This window comes from Streptomyces sp. HNM0575, assembly GCF_012726265.1.
Lineage (GTDB): Bacteria > Actinomycetota > Actinomycetes > Streptomycetales > Streptomycetaceae > Streptomyces.
Genome location: NZ_JAASAG010000003.1, coordinates 745008 through 767218 on the forward strand (window position 1 = coordinate 745008; position 22211 = coordinate 767218).

The window sequence follows — 22211 nt, forward strand, 5'->3', positions numbered from 1 at the left end:
GCCCGAACACATGGAGGACGACGTGTCGGACACGGGCTTCAGCCCCCAGCAGATCGACACCACCACGCCGCACCCGGCCCGGATGTACGACTACTACCTGGGCGGTATGGACAACTACGCGGTCGACAGGGAAGCTGCCGAACGCGTCCTCGGGCACGCCCCGTTCATCCGCCCCACCGCGCAGGGGAACCGCGTCTTCCACCACCGGGCGGTGCGCACCGTGGTGAAACAGGGCATCCGGCAGATCATCGACATCGGCACCGGCATACCCACCTCGCCCAACACCCATGAGGTCGCGAAGGCCGTGGCGCCGGACACGCGCGTGGTCTACGTCGACAACGACCCGATCGTGGCCACCTACGCGGGCGCGAAGCTGACCAACTCGGGGAACGCGGGCTTCGTGCTCGGCGACCTCCGCGAACCCGACGCGCTCCTCGACGCCCCGGTCACCCGGGAGTTGATCGACTTCCGTGAGCCGGTCGCCCTGACGCTGTGCGCCGTGGTCCACTTCATCGTCGACGACGAGGGCCCCCGGGAGATCCTCTCGGCACTCACCAGCCGCCTGGCCGAGGGCAGTTGCCTGGTCCTGTCGCACATCACCGCCGACTTCGACGAGGCCGACGAGATGGCGCAGGCGTCCTCGGTGTACAAGAACTCGACGGCGCAGCTCATCGCCCGGGGACACGACGAGGTCCTGTCCTACTTCGACGGCTTCGAACTGCTCGAACCGGGCCTGGTCAAGCCGCCGTTGTGGCGCCCCGACGGTCCCGTGCCCAGCGAGGAGGAGCTCGTCGACCACCGGGGCTACGCGGGCGTCGGGATCAAGGGCGGCCTCGCCGACGGAGCCTGACGCGGCGGGCGCGCTGGGCCACCGCGGTCCGGTCCGGCGCAGGGGAGAGTTCGCGGGCGGCGTCCGCCGTTTCATGACCTTCATGAGGGCGGCCGCCGCCCGCAGTCGTGTTCGCGTCCGGGGCCGGTGTAGGCCTCGCCCTTCCCAACTGCCCCGCGTGCCACGGCAGTTGAAATGCTTCGAAGTTCGAAGCCTGTCTCGCCGCCTACGCGCGTAAATCGCAACTCCGCGTGCGTGTAGGGATCTTCTCCTGGTGGAAGCTACCTTCCGGTACCGCGTGATGACCGGAACCGGACCGTAAGTCGTCGGGGCGTGGGCAGTGCGCCCGGCGTCCGGCTTCGGCGATCTTCATCAACACCCTTGCTCCACAAGGCCGTCACCGCTCCGGCAACATTTTTGACATGAGCACTTCCAGTCGAGGCCGGCGCCTGATAGCTGTGTACATGACAAAAGCACCCTCCATGTTCCCCCCACCATGAGAGGTCCCATGAAGCCACGCAGATGGACGACCGCGGGTGCCGCCGTGGCGTCGTCCCTCGGAGTCATCACCCTTACCGGGGCCGTGCCCGCCCACGCGCAGGACGCGGCCCCGGCGTATGTCGCACTGGGCGACTCCTACTCATCCGGACTCGGAGCGGGCGACTACGGCGACAGCGGTGACTGCAAGCGGAGTTCGAAGGCGTACTCCCAGCAGTGGGCCGCGGCCAACTCGCCTGCCTCGTTCGACTTCACGGCATGCTCCGGTGCTGTCACCGACGACGTACTCGCCAACCAGCTGGGCCCGCTCAACGCCTCGACCGGCCTGGTGAGCATCAGCATCGGAGGAAACGACGCGGGCTTCGCCGACACCATGCAGGCGTGCGTGCTGCAAGGCGAGAGCGTGTGCCTGGAGAAGATCGAGGAGGCGAAGAGCTATGTGACGGGCACCCTGCCCGGCAAGCTCGACTCCGTCTACAACGCCATCAGTGAACGGGCGCCCTCCGCCAAGGTCGTTGTGCTGGGCTACCCGCACATCTACAAGCTGAACGGCGACTGCTCGGTCGGCATCAGCGAGGAGTCGCGCGCGGCGATCAACTCCGCGGCCGACCTGATCGACGACACGATCGCCAAGCGGGCCGCCGACCACGGCTTCGCGTTCGGCGACGTGCGCGGCGCCTTCACCGGGCACGAGATCTGCTCCGGCGACTCGTGGCTGCACAGCGTCACCGTCCCGATCGGGGAGTCCTACCACCCCACCGAGGCCGGCCAGTCCAGCGGCTACCTTCCGGTGATGGAGCAGAACGCGTGACCCTCGCCCTCCGGGACGGCACGTAACTCCGAGGCGCGGCGCCACAGTTCGAACGAAAGGCCTCCGTACGGGACCGGGGCCGAAGCGGCAGGCGACGCCGCGGTCCCACGGCGGCGGCACTCTCCCCGGCCGGGGCGGGAAGGCTCAACTCCTCCCGTCCCGGCCGGGTTCGTCCTCTCCCGAAGCGACCGCCAGCGCGGCGGCCGGATCCTGCTCGGGACCGCCCGCGGGCCGCCAACCGCCGAGTGCGTCACGGCGGTACGGCCACCAGCGTCCGTCACGTCCGCAGCGCAGCTGCGCCGAACCGTCCGGCGTGCTCCAGCGGTTGGCCTCACGGTGCAGCTCCGCCGCCGCACCGGCTGCCGCGCCGGATTCTCGCTCGGCGAGCGCGGAGGCGAGCAGCCGGCTCATCCGCGCCGCCGTCTCCGGGGCAGGCGTCCAGGGCTCCTCCCATACGGACAGTCCTTCCGCGCCGCCCGTCTCCCACGCCTGCGCCGCCGCCCGCAGCCCGGCAGGAGTGAGGCCGCAGCCGGACGCGAGCCGCCGCGCGATCTGTTCACCGGGCGCACGCGAGGCCATGCGTACCGCGTCCTGCCGCCGGGTCAGGCCGACGGGCGACGCGCTGGCGGCATGCGAGGGCGACAGAGCCGCCCGAAGCATCCGCCGTGCCCGTGCGGCCGCGTCCGATACGAGGAACTCCAGCGCCGCCGGGTCCAGTCCGGACGGGCCCGTGGAAGCGCCGCCCCTCAAGGAGAGCGGGGCGGGGGAGCCGGCCGCGTACGCCTCGGCCTCCAGGGCGTCGGGCGGCGGCAGCGGCGGCAGTGGCGTCCGCCGTGCGAAGGCGGCGTCGGCCCGTACGGATGCCGGATGCCGCGACTCCGGAGGCCCGTCCTCCGCGTGCTCCTCGGTCTCGGCGTACTCGTCCTGCCGCGGCGTGCCCTCACCGCTGCCCGCATCGCGCAGCCCGAGGCCGCCGAGGAACCTCTCCTCCGTGCGCCCCCGCAACAGCAGCAGCACGAACGGGTCTTCGTCGAGCAACCGCGCCATCTGGTAGCACAGCGCGGCGGTGTGCGGGCAGTGGTCCCATGCGCCGCAGTCGCATGTGGCGTCCAAGTCCCCGATGTCCGGGAGGAGTTCGATGCCCGCGCTCTCCGCCTCCTCCACCAGCCGCGGTGGCAGCTCCCGGTCGAGCAGCGCGGCGACGTGCCCGCCCTCGCGCGCCGCCACCTCCAGCAGACGCTCCCACTCCGCGCCCGTGAACTCCCGCAGCAGTACGTCCGCGCGCTGCGGCGTCCCGTCCGGTCCGCGCACCACCGCGGTGATCCTCCCGGGCCGCACCGAGACCGCGCCGACGGCCCCCTGGCGCGCGAACCTGCGTCCCAGCCGCAGATGTCCGGAGTCGAGCGCCGTGTCCTCCAGCGCCTTCAGCCACCGCGTGCCCCACCACGTACGGGCGAAGGCACGGCCCCGTGCCGGAGGGAGCGCCGCGAAGATCCGTTCCGTGTCCTCGCCGAACTCTCCGCCGAACTCCTCGCCGTCCGCGTGCTCCTGAGCCTGTGTCACGGCCGCTCCCTCCGCAGTCGCACGAGTTCCGCGAGCTCGTCGTCGGACAGCTCCGTCAGCGCGGCCTCTCCCGATCCGAGCACCGCGTCCGCGAGCGCCTGCTTGCGGGAGAGCAGCGCGGCGATGCGGTCCTCGACCGTCCCCTCGGTGACGAGCCTGTGCACCTGTACGGGCCTGTCCTGGCCGATGCGGTAGGCGCGGTCGGTGGCCTGGTTCTCGACCGCCGGATTCCACCAGCGGTCGTAGTGGACGACATGTGCCGCGCGGGTCAGATTGAGGCCCGTGCCCGCCGCCTTGAGGGAGAGGAGGAACACCGGCACCCCGCCGTCCTGGAACTCGCGCACCATCTCCTCCCGCCGCGCGACGGGCGTCCCGCCGTGCAGCAGACGGGAGGCCACTCCGCGCTCGGTGAGGTGCCGCTCGAGCAGCCGCGCCATCCGCACGTACTGGGTGAAGACCAGGACGCCGCCGGGATCCTCGCCGGCGAGGACCGTTTCGAGGAGTTCGTCCAGCAGCTCCAGCTTTCCCGAGCGGCCCGCCAGCGCCGGGCTCTCCTCCTTGAGGTACTGGGCCGGGTGGTTGCAGATCTGCTTGAGGGAGGTCAGCAGCTTCACCACCAGGCCGCGGCGGGCGATGCCGCCGGCGCCGCCGAGCCCGGCGAGGCCCTCGCGCACGACCGCCTCGTACAGTCCCGCCTGCTCCGCCGTCAGGGACACCGCCTCGTCGGTCTCGGTCTTCGGCGGCAGCTCGGGTGCGATGCCCGGGTCGCTCTTGCGGCGGCGCAGCAGGAACGGGCGTACCAGCCGGGCGAGCCGTTCGGCGCCACCCGGGTCGCCGCCCTCGGCGGCCTCCGCGTAGCGCCTGCGGAAGGTGCCGAGACGCCCCAGGAGCCCGGGCGTCGTCCAGTCGAGCACGGACCACAGCTCGGTGAGGTTGTTCTCCACCGGGGTGCCGGTGAGGGCGACGCGGGCACCGCCCGGGATCGTGCGCAGCGCGCGTGCCGTGGCGGAGAAGGGGTTCTTCACGTGCTGGGCCTCGTCAGCGACGACCATGCCCCAGCCGGTGCCGGGCGGTGTTGCGAGACGGGCCGCGTCCAGCCGCATCGTGCCGTACGTCGTCAGTACGAACTCGCCGTCGGCCAGGTCCTCCAGATCGCGTCCGGGCCCGTGGTAGCGGCGTACGGGAGTGCCGGGCGCGAACCGTTCGGTCTCCCGCTGCCAGTTGCCCAGCAGGGACGCCGGGCAGACCACGAGCGTGGGGCCGCTCGTGGCGGGCTGCTGCTGCCGGTGCAGATGGAGCGCGATCAGAGTGACGGTCTTGCCGAGTCCCATGTCGTCGGCTAGGCAGGCGCCCAGACCGAGGGACGTCATCGTCTCCAGCCAGTCCAGGCCGCGGAGTTGGTAGTCGCGCAGGGTGGCGTGGAGCGCTTCCGGCGGCGGCACGGCGGCCCTTCCGCCGGAACGGGCCTCGGCCAGGCGGGCACGCAGGGACTCCAGCGGACCGGAGGCGCGCACCTCCACGAGTTCGCCGTCCTCGTCCTCGGTGGTGCCGGTCAGCGCCGCACCGAGTGCGGCAACGGGTGCGATTCCGCTGCCCGTTCCCTTGTCTGCCCGCTGCCGCCGCTGCCGGGCACGGCGGACCGCGCCGGGGTCGACCAGCACCCACCGGCCACGCAGCCGCGCCAACGGGCGCCCGGACTCCGCCAGTTGCTCCAGCTCGGCGCCCGTCAGCTCCGTGCCGCCGACCGCGAGACGCCAGTCGAAGGAGAGGAGGGTGTCCGCGCCCAGCGGGGACAGGCTCCCGGATGCGCCCCCGCCGGATCCCCCTGATCCGGTGCCGCCCGAGCCCGTGCCGCCCGAGCCCGTGCCGCCCGAGCCGGTGCTCCCGTCGCCGGTGCCGGCACGGCCGCTCTCTTCCTGCGCCTCCTGTGTGATGACGGCGAGCGCGGTGACCTCGCGCGCGAGCAGGTCCGGCCAGTGGACCTGCACTCCCGCCGCGTCCAGCGCCTCGGACACGGGGGCGGAGAGCAGTCCGGCGATCTCCTCGTCGTCCAGTTCGACACGGTCCGGTACGGGCGCGGACAGCAGCGGTGTGAGCGGTTCCCATGCGGCGGCGGCACGGCGCAGCGTCAGAAGGGTGTCCGTGCGCACACGGGGGCCGAAGGCCGCCGCGACGGACGAGCCAACGGACCAGACGTCGGCCGCGTCCGCGACGAGCGCGGCGTCACCGGTGCTGTGCAGCTGGAGCACCGCCCGGTAGCGCACGCCGTCCGGTGCGGCCACGAGCCCGGGCGCATCGGAAGGGCCGGCCGGCGTGTCCTCGTCGCCGGGCAGACCGTCGACCTCGATGCGCAGGGACAGCCGTACGCCCGCGTCGTGGCCCGCGGCGACATCCGCGGCCCACTCCCGCTGCTCGGGAATGTGCTGCGGCTCCGGGGCGGCGAACGCGGAATGTCCCGTGGCCAGGATCGCGGCCGGGGTACGGGGCAGGGCGTCGGCCACCGCGTCCAGGAAGGCGCGCAACCGCTCTTCCTGCGCCGGGAGCAGCAGGGGAGCGCCCGCGGAGGACTCTTCCGCGGCACCGTCCGCCGCCGGCAGCGGCACGGCGTGTGCGTAGGGAGGCATCGCCGCCGCGAGGCTCCGCAGCATCCCGGCGTCCGCCGGATCGAGCGGCGCCGGTCTCCACGCGTCGTGTCCGCCGGGGCTGACCCCCGGCAGCAGCCGTCCCCGAGCCGCGAGCCGCAGGGCGAGCAGCGCGGCCTCGCCCCAGAAGACCGACGAGGGGAGCCGCTGCTCCGGATCCTGGTCCTGGGGCTGCTCCCGGCCCTGGTTCCCGCCCCGGTCCTGGCCCGGCGTGTGCCGTCGCTGCGCGGCCCTGATGCGCGTCAGTACGGGAAGTGCCTCGTCCACCGGGAGCACCGCGGCCGGGACGGTGTGCGTGCCGGCGCCGCCGTCCTCCCCGGGAAGCACGACGGTCAGCTCCTCGACGCGGGCGTCGCCGTCCGGGAGCGGGGGTGCCCCGTCCGTACGCCAGAAGGCGACGCGCGAGGTACGGGGAGGATCACCGGGAAGCAGCACGGCTTCCGAGCGCGCGAGTTGGGCGATCTCGGAGGGCGTCGTCACGGTACGGGTCGCAGGGCCCACGCGATTCCTCAAATTTGACTAGCCGGGCTGGAGGCGCCGAGGTTACATCAGGGCCGAGGCAACCGGAAAACGCCGCCGGAACCCCGATGGGCGAAACGGCGTTCTAATGGATAGAGGCAGGCGGGCAGACCTGCCTGTCCTGAAGGAGGACGCAATGACCAACAGAGGCAAGATCGCCGTCGGTGGCGTGGCCGTGGGGCTGCTCCTGTGGTGGCTGACCTCGTTCTGGATCGCGCTCGCAGTGATCGTCGGGGTGCCCGTGGTCGCGTATCTGGCGCTCGACCCCTCGCAGCGGTCAAGGCTGCGCCGGGTCAGCCGCAAGGAGCTGCGCCGCTGACCTCGGCAGCCGGCAGACCCCGCCGCCGTCGCGGACACCCCCGGTGCGTCACGCCCGGCCGGTGTGGCGTGCCCAACGGGCCGCATCGTCCATAGAGTTGGGCCATGACGTTGGCGCTGGAGGCGGGGGACGCCGCGACGTGGGGCAGCACCGTGGTCACGTTCGGCATGGCGTGCTATGCGATCGCCCAGGGCATCGGCCAGCGGCGGGACCTGCGCAGGCAGAACGAACTCCAGGCGGAGGCCTCGCAGTTGCAGCGCCGCCAGATCGAGACGGCGGAGCGTCGCGCCCTGGCGATGGAGCAGCTGCTGGAGCAGCTCACCGCCGCCTCCGTGCCGCCCGCAGCCCAGGCACCGGCGGCGTCGGACGGGGAAACGTCCGGCCCGAGGGATTCGCACATCATCGTCGGCGGCATGCGTGGGGGCGTGTCCGCGACGGGTGCCGGCGCGGCTCCGGCACGGTCTGCCGGCGCTTCCTCCGCAGAGCGGCAGCCGGCACCGCCTCCCTTCACGTCGCCGGATGAGGATGCGGACGAGGAAGCCGGGGACTTCGAGCTCGCCGATCCCGAGCCGGCCGCTGAGCCCGAACCCGCCGCCGAACCTGCGGCCGTACCTGTGGCCGAACCTGTGGCCGAACCCGCCTACCCGCCGGGCGGGTACGGCTACCCGCAGTCCGGCGGCGGGTACGGCTACCCGCAACAGCAGCCGGACCCCCTCCCCGCCAGTACGCGCACGGCACCCGACTACGGCGGGTACGGCGCTCCTCCGGCTGCCCCGCCGCCGTCCCGGCCGTACGGTCCGCAGGCACCGGCTCCCGTGCCGTTCCCGCCGTACGCATCCCCGTCGGGCCCGTGGCGCGTCGAGCGCGTCGGCAGGCACGGCTTCGCGCTGCGCAACACCGGTTTCACGACGCTCACGGGTGTCCGCGTCAGCCGCGCGAACCTTCCGGACTCGGCGCGCGGAGTGCCGGAGGACTCCGTCGTACGGCCCGGTGAGGCGGCCGAGTTCCTGATGGCCGCCGAGCGGGGGCAGCCGGTGCCGGACTCGGTGGTGGTCTCGTGGCACGGAGGGCCCGCCGGTGCGTACGTGCCGGTGCCGCCGCCGGTCTGAGGGTCTGGGCGTCAGCCGGTTACCGGGCACGGAGCCGGCCGGAAGAGCCCGCGCGGGCTCAGCCGTCGACGGGACACAGCCGGCGGGCGGGAAGGCAGCGCCGTTGTGCGGGCGGGTCGGCTCACGCGGCCGGCCGCAGCGCCATCCCGTCCAACGCCTCCAGCAGACCGGGCAGTTCGGACCCCCGCCCCACGGGCAGCACCTCGCCCGGCTCTTCGTCCAGCAGCAGGAAGGCGATGTCGTCGGTGCGTGCCACCATGCTCCAGCCGGGCCCGTCCGCGCGAAGGGTGCGCGCCTCGCCCGAGGCGAAGGCCGAGCGGACGCGTCCGGGCGGCGGAGGGTCGTCCAGATATGCCCGCACCTCCTCCAGCACCCGCTTCACCGACGAGTTGGGGCTCTCGCCCGCCTGGACGAACTCGACGTCGTCCTCGACCTGTTCGCGCCAGACCGCCCACTGAAGGGCGATCTCGTCCGCTCCGAGGCGGCGTTGGGCAGGCCCCCACCGCTCGGTGTCCGGTGGTACGAGGGCGGAGCGCCCGCCGTCGATCTCCGGGTCGGGCTCCGGGTCGTGCGGCGCCGGCACTCCGGGGGCCGACACGGCGACGTTCAGCGGCCAGCCGGGCAGTGCCGCGGCCACGGAGCGGTCGGAGGGGGAGAGGTCGTACTCCATGCCGCAGTCCCACGCGGCGATCGCGCACGCGACGAGGGTCACGTCGTCGGTGGCGACGGTCCAGCGGGCGCCGGAGCCGTCCTGGCCGAGAACCAGTCCGTATCCCTCGGCGTACGGCTCGAGGCCGAGTCTCGCGCACGCCTCCGGGTAGTCGTCGCCCAGAACGCTCGGAAACTGAGCGGGAGTCAGCAGTACAGCCGTCAGCACAAACAGCGCGTCATCGTTCTCGGCGGCCACGGCGCTTCCCCTTCCGTACGTTCTGGGGAACCTTAACTCTAGAGTCAGTTGGTTTACAGACCAGGGCAGCTGACGGAGGAGACGCGACGTGGGGCGGTACGACAGGCTCAGGCACATCCTGCAACTCGACCCGGAAGAGGACTTCCTGGAGATCTACCGGCTGTCGGCGACCTACGAGTTCCCCTGGGACTTCACCCGCTCCCTGGAGCTGGCCCTCTACCGCACGTACGCGGTGCCCAGCATCGGGCGGCTGCTCGCGCGGACGGCGGAGCTGACCGACCGGACGCAGAAGCGCTACGACGACACCACGTTATTGCTCGACGCGGTCGTGGAGCACGGCTTCACGACCGATGAGGGACGCACCGCGATCCGCCGCATCAACCAGATGCACCGCAGCTACGACATCTCGGACGACGACATGCGCTACGTACTGTGCACGTTCGTCGTGATGCCGAAGCGCTGGCTCGACGCGTACGGCTGGCGGCCGCTCTCCGGCCACGAGCAGCAGGCGTCCGCGGCCTACTACCGCACGCTGGGACGGCACATGGGGATCACGCGGATCCCCGGCGACTACGGCGGTTTCGAGTCGTATCTCGACGAGTACGAGGCTGCGCACTTCGCCTGGGACCCCGGCTCACGCCGCGTATCGGACTCCACGCTGGCGCTGATGGCGTCCTGGTATCCGTCGCCGCTCGCCCCGGTCGTGCGGGGCGCGAGCAAGGCGCTGCTGGACGACTCGCTGCTGCGCGCCTTCCGTTACGGTCCGCCGCGGCCCGGGGTGCGCGCGCTCGTACGGGGAGCGCTGCGGGCGAGGGCGCGCGCCGTACGGCTGATGCCGCCGCGCCGCACCCCGCATTACGCCCGCCAGAACCCGGAGATCAAGGGCTACCCCGGCTATCCGGAGGGCTACTCGCTGGCGGACCTCGGCACGTTCCCCGGAGGGGCCGGACAGGCGGAGCGCGGCGCCGGGGCCGGGGGATGTCCGGTGCCGCACGGCGGGGCGTAGGGCGGCGGGGGCCCGGCCGGGGGGTGTTAAGCAGGACCGTGAAGCAGGGCCGTAGAGCGGGAGCGTGAAGTCGCGGCCGGAGCAGTGCCGTTGGCGCCGTCCGCCGTGTGACCCCTCGGTGTGGTGACCCTCGCGGTGGTCACACCGCCCCTTGGCCACGCCGCCCTTGGCCACTGCGTCCGGGCCGCCAGTGGTCACTCCGCCCGGGCCGCCAGCGCCAGATAGCGGTCCTCGCCGTCGTCCAGCGACGTCAGCCGCCAGCCCGAACCGGCCAGCAGCGTGCGGAGGTTGGGCCCGGCCCGTACGTCGTCCGGGGACAGCACGCGGCCCTGGCGCTCGGCGAGGGCGGCGCGGCCCACGGGGTGGAAGAGGGCGAGGGCGCCGCCGGGTCGCACGACCCGGGCGAGTTCCCGCAACCCCGCCTCCGGGCCGCCCAGATGGGAGACCAGACCGGCGGCGAAGACGGCGTCGAGGGAGGCGGTGCGCAGTGGAAGCCGGCGCACGTCCGCGAGGAGCAGCCGCCCGCTGGCGAGCCGCCCGGCGCGCACGGCCTCGGCGATCATCTCGGGGGTGACGTCCGCGGCGAGCACGGTGCCGCGCCGTCCGACGGCGGCGCGGAGCGGTGGCAGGGCCCTGCCTGTGCCGCAGCCCGCGTCCAGCACCGAGTCGCCCTCGCGGAGCCCGAGTTCACCGACCGCGGCCTCGTAGGCCGGGCCGTCGTCGGGGAAGCGTGCGTCCCAGCGTGCCGCGCGGACGGAGAAGAACTCCCGTACGCGGGCGGTCTCGTCACTCGTCTCGTGCGGCATGGGCTCCATGATGGCGGACGCGGGGCGGGGGAGAGGGGCGGCGGCTGGGGCGCGGCCGGGGGTACGGCGGCGAGGGAGGCTGTCGGTGCCGTGGCGTGTCGGTGCCGTGGCGCGCGCCGCGCCGTCATTCGGCCAGGCCGGAGAGCGCCACCACCTTTCCGACGCGTACCCGTACAAGCAGCTCTCCCGGGACGGCGTTGCGGGCGCCGAACTCCTCTCCGGCCTCCTCGCCCATGTAACGGGCCGCGATCCGGGTGGCCCAGTGCAGCATCGTGTCCGGATCGGTGCTCAGCTCGGCCCGGCCGCGTACGACGACGAAGGCGAAGGGCGGGCGCTCGTCGTCCACGCAGATGCAGACGCGTCCGTCGCGGGCGAGATTGCGCCCCTTGACCGTGTCCTCACCTGTGGTGAAGATCAGGTCGTCGCCGTCGAGCACGAACCACACGGGGGCGACATGGGGGCTTCCGTCGGCACGGACCGTGGAGAGCTTCCCCGTACGGGTGCCCTCGCTGATGAAGCCGCGCCACTGGTCTTCCGTCATCTTCTCTGCCATGCCTACATACTGCGCGAGGCGTACACGGTTCGTGGCGCTGAGTGCGGCACGTGAGCGTGTGGTTGCTCCCCGCGTTGTGGTGGGTAAGGGTGGCACGGCAGCAGCTGAGGAGAAGGGGGAACGCCGCGATGGCGCTGAACACAGGGCTCGACTGGCTGCTCGATGACCTGACGGAGCGGATCTCGTCCGTACAGCACGCGATGGTGCTCTCGACCGACGGCCTGGTCACCGCGAACAGTCAGACCCTGTCGAAGACGGACGCGGAGCATCTGGCCGCGGTCGCGTCCGGTTTGCAGTCCCTGGCGAAGGGATCGGGTACGCAGTTCGGTTCGGGACGGGTACGGCAGACGATGATCGAGTTCGAGGAGGGGTTGCTCTTCGTGACCTCCGCGGGCGAGGGAAGCTGCCTGTGCGTGCTCACAGGACCGGACACGGACGTGGGTGCGGTGGCGTACGAGATGACGCTGCTGGTGAACCGCGTCGGCGAACACCTGGGGCTGGCGGCGCGGAACGGCACATAGCGACGGAGCGGCGCCACGCGTAGCGGTTCGCGGGGTGGGCGGAGCGGAGACGGCCGGGCGGTTCGGGCCGCCGGGCACCGCCCGCTCGATTCGTGCTGGCGCGGGACGGGTTGAGGCCGGGTACGGGCCGAGCGGGGGCTGATACGAGGGACTCGGAGACTGATACGAGGGGCTCGGAGAAGGGGCCCGGCCGGTCGCCGACCGGTCGTGTCCTGCCTTCGCTCCCGCCTCTCGGCGGAGTTATCCACAGGCCCGAGCGGGATCTCGCGCGATCGTCTAGCGTCGTCACCGTCAGTAGCTGAAGGGCTGCTGACGAGCAGTGACGACGACGAAAGACGGGGGAGACCATGACGGACGACGTCGCGATGAGCACGGCCGCCAAGGAGCTGGGCCTGACGCCGGGAGCGATGGACTTGGCCGCGCAGCTGGGAGAGGTGCACACGGTGCGGGCCGTGTCCGCGGCGGCGCCCGCCTCGGGCACGCTGCCCGCGGCGGGCTCGGCGCCGCCCGGCGGACGCGGGGCACGCAGGGTGCCGCGCGGTGAGCTGGCCCGGCTGCGCTCCGCCGAGGACTTCCCGGACGGCCTCCGCACACGGCTGCGTGTGGTCAACGGGCGGGGCGGCGCGCAGCTGCTCGGCATCACCATGTCGCGGTTCTCCCGCCTCGCGCGCGCCGGCTGCTTCAGCCCCGTGCGGCTGTATGTGAACCGCTACCGCACCGTGGTGTGGCTCTACCTGGCCGCCGAGCTGCTCGCGTTCGCCGCGAAACGTCCGGCACTGCTCTCCGGGCGGCTGCCGCGGGGACTGCGGGTGCCGCTGGCGGAGGGGATGGATCTGCGCGGCAGGCACTGGCGGGGCCGCCGCGTCGGGCAGTTGTGCCGGCAGGCGGACGGCCCGTGGGAGGCGGCTGCCGCTCGGGCCGCGGTGCTCGGCGAGGCGGTGCTGGAGCAGGCGGTCCCGGACGCCGGCGAGCGGCGCAGACTGAGCGCTCTGCGGCCCGAGTTGCTGCCGCTCGCCGGGAAGCCCGCCGCTGTCCGCGAGGTGGCGGGAGAGCTGTGCACGGCGGTCCCGGAGGACGAGATCTTCTGGCAACGGCTCATGCTCGCGGCCGACTTGGAGTACGCGCGAGCCTCGGAGCGGGGCTCCGCATCCGCAGCCACCGCGGAGGCGGCGGCCCCGGACCGGCAGGACGACCCGACGGGGGAGGACCTCCCTGCCCACGGCCTCCTGTTGGGGAGGCCTCACGCGTCATGGCCGGAGCGGCCCGCGGGGCGGCGGTCCTATGAGGGCGGCGTCCTGGGCCGGGACAGGGCCCGGGCCCTTCAGCAACGCACCCGTGTGCTCGCGATGCTGCGTGCCCCGCGGCAGAGCACGGCGCGGCAGTGTCCGCCCGCTGACGGTGCGGGGGACCGGAGTCCGGGGCGTGACCGTGGCCGGTCGCTGGACAGGGACGGGCGGCTCAGCCACCCACCTTTCTGAACAGGCCCTCCTGCATCACCGAGACGATCAACTGGCCGTCGCGGTCGAAGATCTGGCCCCGTGCCAGCCCTCTTCCGCCGGTCGCGATGGGCGACTCCTGCTGGTACAGGAACCATTCGTCCGCGCGGAACGGCCTGTGGAACCACATCGCGTGATCGAGGGAGGCCATGTCGAAGCCCCTCGGACCCCACAGCGGTTCGACGGGGATGCGTACGGCGTCGAGGAGCGTCATGTCGCTGGCGTAGGTGAGCGCGCAGGTATGCACGAGAGGGTCGTCGCCCAGGGAACCGATGGCCCGCATCCACACCCCGCTGCGGGGCTCCACGTCCCGCAGTTCGCCCGAGTCCCAGCGCAGCCGCTCCACGTAGCGGATGTCGAACGCCATGCGGCGCTCCATGCGCTCCAGGGTCTCGGGAAGTTCGCCGAGCCGGTCGCGGATCTCCTCGCCCAGCTTCGGAAGGCCCTCGGGGCCGGGCACGTCAGGCATCGGGACCTGATGGTCGATGCCTGTCTCCGGCTGATGGAAGGAGGCGGTGAGGTTGAAGATGGTCCTGCCCTGCTGCACGGCCACGACGCGCCGGGTGGTGAACGAGCGGCCGTCCCGCACCCGTTCGACCTGGTACACGATGGGCACGCCGGGCACCCCGGGCCGCAGGAAGTACGCGTGCAGCGAGTGCACGGGGCGCTGCCCGTCCGTGGTGCGTCCCGCGGCGACCAGGGCCTGTCCGGCCACCTGCCCGCCGAAGACGCGCTGGAGGTTCTCCCGGGGGCTGCGGCCGCGGAAGATGTTGATCTCGATCTGTTCCAGGTCGAGAAGGGCGGCGAGCTGTTCGGCGGGGCTGTTCATGGGGCGTGCTCCTCTTCCGGATGCGGCGGGCCCGCCGGACGCCGGGAATCCGTTCCGGGCCGCGGGTCCTTCGCGCGGCGCGGGCCGCTCACAGCCGGCCCACGTCGGTCACCTTGATCACGGCACGGCCCTCCTCGTCGGACGCGGTCAGGTCGACCTCGGCGGAGACGCCCCAGTCGTGGTCGCCCTCCGGGTCGGCGAAGGTCTGCCGCACCCGCCACAGCCCCTCCTCGGGCACCTCCTCGATGCGCAGCAGAGCCGGCCCGCGGGCGTCGGGGCCGGTGCCCATGTCGTCGTACTCGTCCCAGTAGCCGTCCAGGGCCTCCGCCCAGGCGTCCTCGTCCCAGCCGGAGTCGGCGTCGAGCTCGCCCAGTTCCGCGACCTTGTCGAGGGCGGCCAGCTCCACGCGGCGGAACATCGCGTTGCGCACCAGGACCCGGAAGGCGCGGGAGTTGGCCGTGACGGGCCTGACACGGTCGGCGCGTTCCTGCGCCTCGTCGGCGCTCTCCGCCGGGGCCGCGGCCGTCTCGGGGTTGGCCAGCTGCTCCCACTCGTCCAGCAGGCTGGAGTCGACCTGACGGACCATCTCGCCGAGCCATTCGACGATGTCCTGGAAGTCCTCGGACTTCTTGTCCTCGGGGACGGTGTGCTCCAGCGCCTTGTACGCGCCGGCGAGGTAGCGCAGCACGATGCCCTCGGTGCGGGCGAGTTCGTAGAAGGAGACGAACTCGGCGAAGGTCATGGCGCGTTCGTACATGTCGCGGACGACCGACTTCGGCGAGAGCGGATGGTCGCCGACCCAAGGGTGGGACTTGCGGTAGAGGCCGTAGGCGTGGAAGAGGAGTTCGTCGAGCGGCTGCGGATGGCCGATGTCCATCAGCCGTTCCATCCGCTCCTCGTACTCGAGGCCGTCGGCCTTCATCTGCGCGACGGCCTCGCCCTTGGCCTTGTTGGTCTGCGCGGCCAGGATCTGCCGCGGGTCGTCGAGGGTCGACTCGACGACGGAGACCATGTCGAGGGCGTAGGAGGGGGATTCGGGGTCGAGCAGTTCGAAGGCCGCGAGTGCGAAGGTGGACAGGGGCTGGTTGAGCGCGAAGTCGTGCTGGAGATCGACGGTGAGCCGTACGTCACGGCCCTGCGCGTCGGGCTCGTCGAGCCGTTCCACGACGCCGCCGTCCAGCAGCGAGCGGTAGACGGCGATCGCCCTGCGGATGTGCCGCAGCTGGGAGCGGCGGTCCTCGTGGTTGTCCTCCAGCAGCTTGCGCATCTGCGAGAAGGCGTCGCCGGGGCGGGCGATCACCGACAGCAGCATCGCGTGGGTCACGCGGAAGCGGGAGGTCAGCGGCTCGGGATCGGAGGCGATCAGTTTCTCGAAGGTCTGCTGCCCCCAGTTGACGAACCCTTCGGGGGCCTTCTTCCGCACGACCTTCCGCCGCTTCTTCGGGTCGTCGCCGGCCTTGGCGAGCGCCTTCTCATTCTCGACGACGTGCTCGGGCGCCTGAGCGACGACGAAGCCGGAGGTGTCGAACCCGGCCCGCCCCGCGCGGCCCGCGATCTGGTGGAACTCCCGCGCGCGCAGCGTACGGACGCGGGTGCCGTCGTACTTGGTGAGGGCGGTGAACAGCACTGTGCGGATGGGCACGTTGACGCCGACGCCGAGCGTGTCGGTGCCGCAGATGACCTTCAGCAGACCCGCCTGCGCGAGCCGTTCCACGAGCCTGCGGTACTTGGGCAGCATGCCCGCGTGGTGCACGCCGACGCCGTGCCGCACGTACCGCGAGAGATTGCGGCCGAATCGGGTGGTGAAGCGGAAGTTCCCGATGATCCTGGCGATCTCGTCCTTCTCGACGCGGGTGCACATGTTGATGCTCATCAGCGCCTGTGCCCGCTCCACCGCCTGCGCCTGCGTGAAGTGCACGATGTAGACCGGCGCTTGACGGGTCTCCAGAAGTTCCGTGACCGTCTCGGTGAGGGACGTCGTGCGGTACTCGTACGACAGCGGCACCGGCCGGGTGGCGGAGCGCACGACCGCCGTCTCGCGGCCCGTACGGCGCTTCAGGTCCTCCTCGAAGCGGCTCACGTCGCCGAGCGTCGCCGACATCAGCACGAACTGCGCCTGCGGGAGTTCCAGCAGCGGGATCTGCCAGGCCCAGCCCCGGTCGGGCTCGGCGTAGAAGTGGAACTCGTCCATCACCACCTGCCCGATGTCGGCCTCGGCGCCGTCGCGCAGCGCGATCGAGGCGAGAACCTCGGCGGTGCAGCAGATGACGGGAGCGTCGGCGTTGACGGACGCGTCGCCGGTGAGCATGCCGACGTTCTCGGTGCCGAAGATCTTGCAGAGGTCGAAGAACTTCTCCGAGACGAGAGCCTTGATCGGAGCGGTGTAGAAGGTGACCTCGTCGCGGGCGAGAGCCGCGAAGTGAGCACCCGCGGCGACCAGGCTCTTCCCGGAGCCGGTGGGGGTGGAGAGGATCACGTTCGCACCGGAGACAACCTCGATCAGCGCCTCCTCCTGCGCCGGGTAGAGCGAGATGCCCCTCTCCTCGGCCCAGCCGGAGAAGGCCTCGTAGAGGGCGTCGGGGTCGGCGTCGCTCGGCATCTGATCGATAAGGCTGGCTGTCACGCACCCCATACTGCCTGCCTCGTGCGCGCTACCGGGAACCGGTGCCCGTCCCGTGATCATCTGCCGATACGCTGTCACGCCGAAAAGGCGTCAGCAGGCGGGGCGATCCTGGCGTCCACAGCGGGCAGTTGGGGCCGCACCCGGCTGCGGGCGCCGTCATCGCGAGCAGTCACAGGGGTGGGGGACCGACATGATGGGACCGGCGCATTCGCTGTCGGGAGCGGCGGCGTGGCTCGGGGCGGGAGCGGCGGCGGCCGCACTGGACCACCCGATGCCCTGGCCGGTGCTGCTGGCGGGCTCCCTGATCAGCTCGGGGGCCGCGCTCGCTCCGGACCTCGATCACAAGTCGGCGACCATCTCCCGTGCCTTCGGGCCGTTCTCGCGCGGGTTGTGCGGAGTGATCGACAAGCTGTCCGAGGCGGTCTACAACTCCACCCGCGGCCACGGCGAGCGGCGCCGCTCGGGCGGACACCGCACCCTCACGCACACCTGGCCGTGGGCGCTCTTCCTCGGCGTCGGATTCTCGGCTGCGGCGGTCTTCGGCGGGCACTGGGCGGTGCTGGTGATCCTCTTCATCCACATGGTGCTGGCCGTGGAGGGACTGCTGTGGCGGGCGGCCCGCGTCTCCAGCGACATACTGGTGTGGCTGCTCGGCGCGACGAGCGCCTGGACCCTCGCCGACGTACTCGACCGCCCGGGCAACGGCTCGGACTGGCTCTTCACCGGGCCGGGCCAGGAGTACCTGTGGCTGGGGCTGCCGATAGTGCTCGGGGCGCTGGTGCACAACATCGGCGACGCCATCACCGTCTCCGGATGCCCGATCCTCTGGCCCGTGAAGATCGACGGCAAGCGCTGGTATCCGCTGGGCACACCGGAGTTCATGCGCTTCCGCGCCGGGGCGTGGGTCGAGACGAGGCTGCTGATGCCGCTGTTCATGCTGCTCGGGGGCGCGGGCGGGCTCTTCGCGCTCGGCGTCATCGGCTGAGAGCCACGCTCCGCACGCCGTCAGCCGTGCCAGGAGCGCCAGAGCGCGGCGTACGCTCCGTCCGCCCCGACCAGGGCGTCGTGACTGCCCAGTTCGCTGATGCGTCCGTCCTCCACGACGGCGATCACGTCTGCGTCGTGCGCGGTGTGCAGCCGGTGCGCGATGGCCACGACCGTGCGGCCCTCCAGCACCTGCGCGAGCGAACGCTCCAAGTGCCGGGCGGCACGCGGATCCAGCAGCGACGTGGCCTCGTCCAGTACCAGCGTGTGCGGGTCGGCCAGCACCAGCCGTGCCAGCGCGATCTGCTGTGCGTGCGCCGGAGCGACGAAGATCCCCCCGGAGCCGACCTCGCTGTCGAGGCCGTCCGGGAGCGACCGTGCCCACTCGTCGGCATCGACGGCGCTCAGCGCCGCCCACAGTTCGGTGTCGCTCGCTCCCGTACGGGCCAGGAGGAGGTTGTCGCGGAGCGACCCCACGAAGACGTGGTGCTCCTGATTGACGAGCGCGACGTGGCGGCGGACCCGTTCAGCGGGCATCCGCGACAACTCGGCCTCGCCGAGCGCGACTTCACCGGTGCGCGGTCCGTAGACGCCCGCCAGCAGCCGGCCCAGGGTGGACTTGCCCGCTCCCGACGGGCCCACCAGCGCCACGCGGGTGCCGGGCGGCACGCGCATCGTCACCCCGTGCAGCACGTCCGTGCCGGTGCGGTAGCCGAACCGCACGTCCTTCGCGTGCAGTTCGCGGCCCCGCGGAGCCAGCTGACCGTCCCCGCTGTCGGGTTCGATCTCCCGTACGCCCACGAGCCGGCCCAACGAGACCTGTGCGACCTGGAGTTCGTCGTACCAGCGAAGGATCAGCCCGACCGGCTCGAAGAGCATCTGCACCAGCAGCGCCCCCGTCGTCAGCTGCCCCACGCCGATCCAGCCCCACAGCACGAATGTGCCGCCGAGGACGACCACACCGGCCACGAGCAGCAGATTGGTGACGTTGACGACGGGAAACAGGACGGAGCGCAGCCAGAGCGTGTAGCGCTCCCACGCGGTCCACTGCGAGATCCTCCGCTCGGACAGCGCGATGCGGCGCGCACCGAGCCGGTGGGCCTCCACGGTGCGTCCGGCGTCGACCGTCTCGGCCAGTGCCCCGGCTACGGCGGCATATCCGGCGGCCTCGGACCGGTAGGCGCTCGGAGCACGGCGGTAGTACCAGCGGCAGCCGGCCAGCAGCACGGGAAGTGCGACGAGCACCGCAAGCGCCAGCGGCGGCGCGGTGACCGTCAGCCCCCCGAGCAGCAGCGCCGTCCATACGACGCCGACGGACAGCTGCGGCACGGCCTCCCGCATCGCGTTGGCCAGCCGGTCGATGTCCGTGGTGATCCGGGAGAGCAGATCGCCGGTGCCGGCCCGCTCCAGCACTCCCGGCGGCAGCGCGACCGACCGTACGAGGAAGTCCTCACGCAGGTCCGCCAGCATCCGCTCGCCGAGCGTCGCGCCGCGCAGCCGCACCTCCCGCACGAACACGCTCTGCACGGCGAGCGCCAGCAGGAAGAGACCGATCACCCGGCCCAGCGGGAGGTCGTCGCCGCCGGAGGTGAGGTCCTCGACGAGGCCGCCCAGCAGATACGGCCCCGCCATGGACGCCAGCACCGCGATCGTGTTGACGAGGACGAGCGTGACGAAGGCCCGCCTGTGCCGGCGCAGCAGTTCGCGCACATAGCCACGGACGGTGGCCGGGCAGCCGACCGGGAGGGTGGTGGCGTTCTCCGAGGCGGCGGGGTCGTAGCCGGGCGGTGCGACGCCGAGGGTTCCGCCACCGGCGGAGGCGGCCCGGCCCGCAGCGGCGGCACCGGCAGGAGCGGCATGGGTGTCAGCACCCCTGGTGTCTGCGGCACCGGTGTCTGCGGCCCGCGCAGGAGCGGCACCGGCATCAGCACCCCTTTTGTCAGCGGCACCGGGGGAGGCGACGGGCGGGGCGCTGTCGGAGGCGGTCATGTGCGCTCGGCTCCTTCCCGCTGTGCGAGCTTCGTGCGTCCTTCGAGTACGGGGGAGTGTCCGGGCGCGGTCGCGGCCCCGGATCCGGCGCCCCCGGATCCGGCGGCCCCGGCGGCCCCGGCCGCGGCATCGGACGCTTCGGCAGCGGTGCCGACTCCCGCCCCGGCACCTCGTCCCTCGGCGGCTCCACCGGGCTCCCCGGTCTGCCCGGTCTGCTCGGCCGGCTCGATCTGCTCGGTCTCGCGCGTCACCACGGAGCGGTATCCGGCGTGCGTGCGCAGCAGTTCACGGTGCGGTCCGGCGGCCAGCACCTCGGAGCCGCGCACCAGGGCGACGCGTTCCGCCTGGTCGAGCATCAGCGGGCTGGAGGTGAACACCACCGTCGTGCGGCCCTCCCGCACCCGGCGCAGCGACCGTGCGATGCGGGCCTCGGTGTGGGCGTCGACCGCCGACGTGGGTTCGTCCAGCACCAGTACCGGCGGATCGGCGACCAGCGAGCGTGCCAGCGCCAGCCGCTGTCGCTGCCCGCCCGAGAGGGACCGGCCGCGCTCGGTGACCGACGCGTCGAGCGGGTCGCCGTCGCTGGCCCCGGGGCTTGCCTGCTTGAGTGCGTCCAGTACGTCGCCGCACTGCGCCGCTTCCAGAGCGCGTTCATCGGGTACGGCGCCGGAGCCGGGTACGTCCAGCAGCTCCCGCAGCGTGCCCGAGAGCAGCACCGGGTCCTTGTCCTGTACGAGCACGGCCGAGCGTGCACTCGCGAGCGGCATGTCGTCGAGCGGCATCCCTCCGAGGAGGACCGAGGCGGAGCCGTCATGTTCCGGCGCGTGACCGCCGAGCCGGTCCGCGAGCCGTCCTGCGGCCTCCGGGTCTCCGCACACCACGGCGGTCAACTGCCCTGCGGGGGCGAGCAGTCCCGTCACGGGATCGTAGAGATCGCGACAGAGCATGTCGCCCGTGCCCGGCGGCTCCGCCGCGGTCCCGGCTCCCTCTCCCGCGACGCCCGTGGCCCCGGCCGTGCCCTCGTCCCCGGCCTCTCCCTCTACCCCTCCCTGGTCTTCCGCCTCGCCGCGAGCCTCCACGCCCGCGTCCCCGCTCCCGCGGCGCAGTCCCAGGACACGGACGGCCCGCCGTGCCGAAGGACGCGAGAAGGAGTACGCCATGGCGAACTCCTGGAACAACCGCAGCGGGAAGAGCAGAAAGGTCACCGCCCCGTAGACGGTGACCAGTTCACCCACCCCGATACGTCCGTCCAGTGCAAGCCGCGTGCCGTGCCAGACGACCGCCACCAGCAGCAGCCCGGGCAGTGCGACCTGCACGGCCTCGATCAGCGCCCACATCCGCGCCGTGCGCACGGCCGCCCGGCGCACCTCCTGCGAGGCCCTCCGGTAGCGCGTCAGGAACAGCTCCTCGCCCCCGATTCCGCGCAGCACCCGCAGTCCGGCCACGGTGTCCGCGGCGAGTTCCGTGGCCCGTCCCGCCTTCTCGCGCTGAAGGTCGGCGCGGCGCGTGGCGCGTGGCAGCAGCGGCAGCACGGTGACGGCCAGCACCACCATCCCCGCCGAGACGAGGACCCCTAGCTGCGGCTCGTAGAAGACCAGCCCGACGCAGACGCCGACCGTGGTCACCAGGGCCGCGCTGAAGCGGGAGGCGGACTCCACACACCAGCCGATCTTCTCGATGTCGCCCGTGGATACGGCGACCACCTCGCCCGCGGCGACCCGCTGGGTGAGCGTCGCACCGAGAGCGGCCGTCCTGCGGGCCAGCAGCTGCTGGACGCGGGCCGCGGCGGTGATCCAGTTCGTGATCGACGTACGGTGCGTCATCGTGTCGCCCGTCGTGACCGTGACCGCGATGACCGCGAGCAAGGCCCCAGCTTCGAGCAGTCCGCGACCCGAACCGGCCACGACCGCCTTCAGGGCCAGACCGACGACCGCCGGCACGAGGGCCACGGATCCCATGTGCATCGCGCCCCAGCCGAGCGACTTGGCCTGCCCGGTCACTTGCATGCGGAAGAGCCACAGCAGAAAGCGGGGCCCCGACCGCACATCGGGGACGCCGGGATCGGGATACGGAAGATCGCGAATCTGCATGACGTCCCAGAGCGGTCGGTACGAGTGGTGACCCGGTGCGGTGGCGGCGCGTGAGGGGTGTGGCCGCTCCGCAAGACTCGCCGTGCAACTGCCGCTGCGCAACGGGTTTTCCCACCG

Annotated in this window: 17 protein-coding genes; 8 read left to right on the forward strand and 9 right to left on the reverse strand. The window is 72.3% G+C overall.

What is annotated here, in order from left to right; genetic code table 11:
* Positions 1 to 10: 10 nt before the first annotated feature.
* Positions 11 to 850 (forward strand): SAM-dependent methyltransferase, encoded by an 840-nt coding sequence (locus tag HCC61_RS11220; protein WP_169135132.1) that lies wholly within the window; start codon positions 11 to 13, stop codon positions 848 to 850.
* 487 nt (positions 851 to 1337) lie between these two features.
* On the forward strand, positions 1338 to 2138 hold the full coding sequence (locus HCC61_RS11225) for an SGNH/GDSL hydrolase family protein (protein WP_169135133.1): 801 nt from the start codon (positions 1338 to 1340) through the stop codon (positions 2136 to 2138).
* A 144-nt stretch (positions 2139 to 2282) separates the two neighbouring features.
* Here HCC61_RS11225 and HCC61_RS11230 read toward each other — a convergent pair whose 3' ends face one another.
* Both HCC61_RS11230 and HCC61_RS11235 read right to left on the reverse strand, forming a co-directional pair.
* Positions 2283 to 3701 carry an SWF or SNF family helicase gene (locus HCC61_RS11230; protein WP_169135134.1) on the reverse strand — a complete coding sequence of 473 codons (1419 nt, stop codon included), beginning with the start codon at positions 3699 to 3701 and terminating at the stop codon, positions 2283 to 2285.
* A complete protein-coding gene (locus HCC61_RS11235; RefSeq protein WP_169135135.1) occupies positions 3698 to 6844 on the reverse strand; it encodes a DEAD/DEAH box helicase in 3147 nt (1048 codons plus the stop codon). Before HCC61_RS11235 ends, HCC61_RS11230 begins: the two co-directional genes overlap by 4 nt.
* A gap of 154 nt (positions 6845 to 6998) precedes the next feature.
* Here HCC61_RS11235 and HCC61_RS11240 point away from each other — a divergent pair, with 154 nt between their 5' ends.
* Together HCC61_RS11240 and HCC61_RS11245 are read left to right on the forward strand one after the other, a co-directional pair.
* Positions 6999 to 7181: a hypothetical protein gene (locus tag HCC61_RS11240; protein WP_169135136.1), complete on the forward strand. Its 183-nt coding sequence runs from the start codon at positions 6999 to 7001 to the stop codon at positions 7179 to 7181.
* Positions 7182 to 7285: 104 nt separating this feature from the next.
* Complete coding sequence (locus HCC61_RS11245) at positions 7286 to 8290, forward strand: hypothetical protein (RefSeq protein ID WP_169134610.1); 1005 nt, start codon at positions 7286 to 7288, stop codon at positions 8288 to 8290.
* A gap of 121 nt (positions 8291 to 8411) precedes the next feature.
* On the opposite strand, the gene HCC61_RS11250 is transcribed toward HCC61_RS11245, so the two are convergent.
* Entirely contained in the window at positions 8412 to 9197 is a 786-nt protein-coding gene (locus HCC61_RS11250; RefSeq protein WP_169135137.1) for a hypothetical protein, read from the reverse strand.
* An 88-nt stretch (positions 9198 to 9285) separates the two neighbouring features.
* On the opposite strand from HCC61_RS11250, the gene HCC61_RS11255 reads away from it, so the two are divergent.
* Positions 9286 to 10203, forward strand: coding sequence for an oxygenase MpaB family protein (locus tag HCC61_RS11255; RefSeq protein ID WP_169135138.1), 918 nt, complete (start codon positions 9286 to 9288; stop codon positions 10201 to 10203).
* Between the two features lie 194 nt (positions 10204 to 10397).
* Here HCC61_RS11255 and HCC61_RS11260 read toward each other — a convergent pair whose 3' ends face one another.
* Both HCC61_RS11260 and HCC61_RS11265 read right to left on the reverse strand, forming a co-directional pair.
* Positions 10398 to 11009: a class I SAM-dependent methyltransferase gene (locus HCC61_RS11260; RefSeq protein WP_169135139.1), complete on the reverse strand. Its 612-nt coding sequence runs from the start codon at positions 11007 to 11009 to the stop codon at positions 10398 to 10400.
* Between the two features lie 124 nt (positions 11010 to 11133).
* Entirely contained in the window at positions 11134 to 11562 is a 429-nt protein-coding gene (locus HCC61_RS11265) for a PPOX class F420-dependent oxidoreductase (RefSeq protein ID WP_169135140.1), read from the reverse strand.
* A 128-nt stretch (positions 11563 to 11690) separates the two neighbouring features.
* Between HCC61_RS11265 and HCC61_RS11270 the strand changes: the two genes are divergently transcribed.
* Positions 11691 to 12083: a roadblock/LC7 domain-containing protein gene (locus tag HCC61_RS11270; protein ID WP_169135141.1), complete on the forward strand. Its 393-nt coding sequence runs from the start codon at positions 11691 to 11693 to the stop codon at positions 12081 to 12083.
* Positions 12084 to 12430: 347 nt separating this feature from the next.
* Positions 12431 to 13561 carry a DUF6397 family protein gene (locus tag HCC61_RS11275; RefSeq protein WP_169135142.1) on the forward strand — a complete coding sequence of 377 codons (1131 nt, stop codon included), beginning with the start codon at positions 12431 to 12433 and terminating at the stop codon, positions 13559 to 13561.
* On the opposite strand, the gene HCC61_RS11280 is transcribed toward HCC61_RS11275, so the two are convergent.
* Both HCC61_RS11280 and HCC61_RS11285 read right to left on the reverse strand, forming a co-directional pair.
* Positions 13542 to 14408 carry an acyl-CoA thioesterase II gene (locus HCC61_RS11280; RefSeq protein WP_169135143.1) on the reverse strand — a complete coding sequence of 289 codons (867 nt, stop codon included), beginning with the start codon at positions 14406 to 14408 and terminating at the stop codon, positions 13542 to 13544. The two genes, HCC61_RS11275 and HCC61_RS11280, sit on opposite strands and share 20 nt — an antisense overlap.
* An 88-nt stretch (positions 14409 to 14496) precedes the next feature.
* Positions 14497 to 17040, reverse strand: a complete 2544-nt coding sequence (locus HCC61_RS11285) for a DEAD/DEAH box helicase (RefSeq protein WP_169135144.1) — start codon at positions 17038 to 17040, stop codon at positions 14497 to 14499.
* Positions 17041 to 17221: 181 nt separating this feature from the next.
* On the opposite strand from HCC61_RS11285, the gene HCC61_RS11290 reads away from it, so the two are divergent.
* Positions 17222 to 18016: a metal-dependent hydrolase gene (locus HCC61_RS11290; RefSeq protein ID WP_169135145.1), complete on the forward strand. Its 795-nt coding sequence runs from the start codon at positions 17222 to 17224 to the stop codon at positions 18014 to 18016.
* A 20-nt stretch (positions 18017 to 18036) separates the two neighbouring features.
* On the opposite strand, the gene HCC61_RS11295 is transcribed toward HCC61_RS11290, so the two are convergent.
* Both HCC61_RS11295 and HCC61_RS11300 read right to left on the reverse strand, forming a co-directional pair.
* On the reverse strand, positions 18037 to 20004 hold the full coding sequence (locus HCC61_RS11295) for an ABC transporter ATP-binding protein (RefSeq protein ID WP_240968782.1): 1968 nt from the start codon (positions 20002 to 20004) through the stop codon (positions 18037 to 18039).
* Positions 20001 to 22094, reverse strand: a complete 2094-nt coding sequence (locus tag HCC61_RS11300) for an ABC transporter ATP-binding protein (protein ID WP_169135146.1) — start codon at positions 22092 to 22094, stop codon at positions 20001 to 20003. Before HCC61_RS11300 ends, HCC61_RS11295 begins: the two co-directional genes overlap by 4 nt.
* Between the last annotated feature and the right edge of the window lie 117 nt (positions 22095 to 22211).

What these genes read in the sequence shown, in the direction of transcription:
- HCC61_RS11265 (WP_169135140.1), bottom strand. Translation starts at nt 11,562, where the DNA reads ATGGCAGAGAAGATGACGGAAGACCAGTGGCGCGGCTTCATCAGCGAG.
- HCC61_RS11220 (WP_169135132.1), top strand. Translation starts at nt 11, where the DNA reads ATGGAGGACGACGTGTCGGACACGGGCTTCAGCCCCCAGCAGATCGAC.
- HCC61_RS11280 (WP_169135143.1), bottom strand. Translation starts at nt 14,408, where the DNA reads ATGAACAGCCCCGCCGAACAGCTCGCCGCCCTTCTCGACCTGGAACAG.
- HCC61_RS11225 (WP_169135133.1), top strand. Translation starts at nt 1,338, where the DNA reads ATGAAGCCACGCAGATGGACGACCGCGGGTGCCGCCGTGGCGTCGTCC.
- HCC61_RS11240 (WP_169135136.1), top strand. Translation starts at nt 6,999, where the DNA reads ATGACCAACAGAGGCAAGATCGCCGTCGGTGGCGTGGCCGTGGGGCTG.
- HCC61_RS11285 (WP_169135144.1), bottom strand. Translation starts at nt 17,040, where the DNA reads ATGGGGTGCGTGACAGCCAGCCTTATCGATCAGATGCCGAGCGACGCC.
- HCC61_RS11260 (WP_169135139.1), bottom strand. Translation starts at nt 11,009, where the DNA reads ATGCCGCACGAGACGAGTGACGAGACCGCCCGCGTACGGGAGTTCTTC.
- HCC61_RS11290 (WP_169135145.1), top strand. Translation starts at nt 17,222, where the DNA reads ATGATGGGACCGGCGCATTCGCTGTCGGGAGCGGCGGCGTGGCTCGGG.
- HCC61_RS11245 (WP_169134610.1), top strand. Translation starts at nt 7,286, where the DNA reads ATGACGTTGGCGCTGGAGGCGGGGGACGCCGCGACGTGGGGCAGCACC.
- HCC61_RS11295 (WP_240968782.1), bottom strand. Translation starts at nt 20,004, where the DNA reads ATGACCGCCTCCGACAGCGCCCCGCCCGTCGCCTCCCCCGGTGCCGCT.
- HCC61_RS11300 (WP_169135146.1), bottom strand. Translation starts at nt 22,094, where the DNA reads ATGCAGATTCGCGATCTTCCGTATCCCGATCCCGGCGTCCCCGATGTG.
- HCC61_RS11275 (WP_169135142.1), top strand. Translation starts at nt 12,431, where the DNA reads ATGACGGACGACGTCGCGATGAGCACGGCCGCCAAGGAGCTGGGCCTG.
- HCC61_RS11270 (WP_169135141.1), top strand. Translation starts at nt 11,691, where the DNA reads ATGGCGCTGAACACAGGGCTCGACTGGCTGCTCGATGACCTGACGGAG.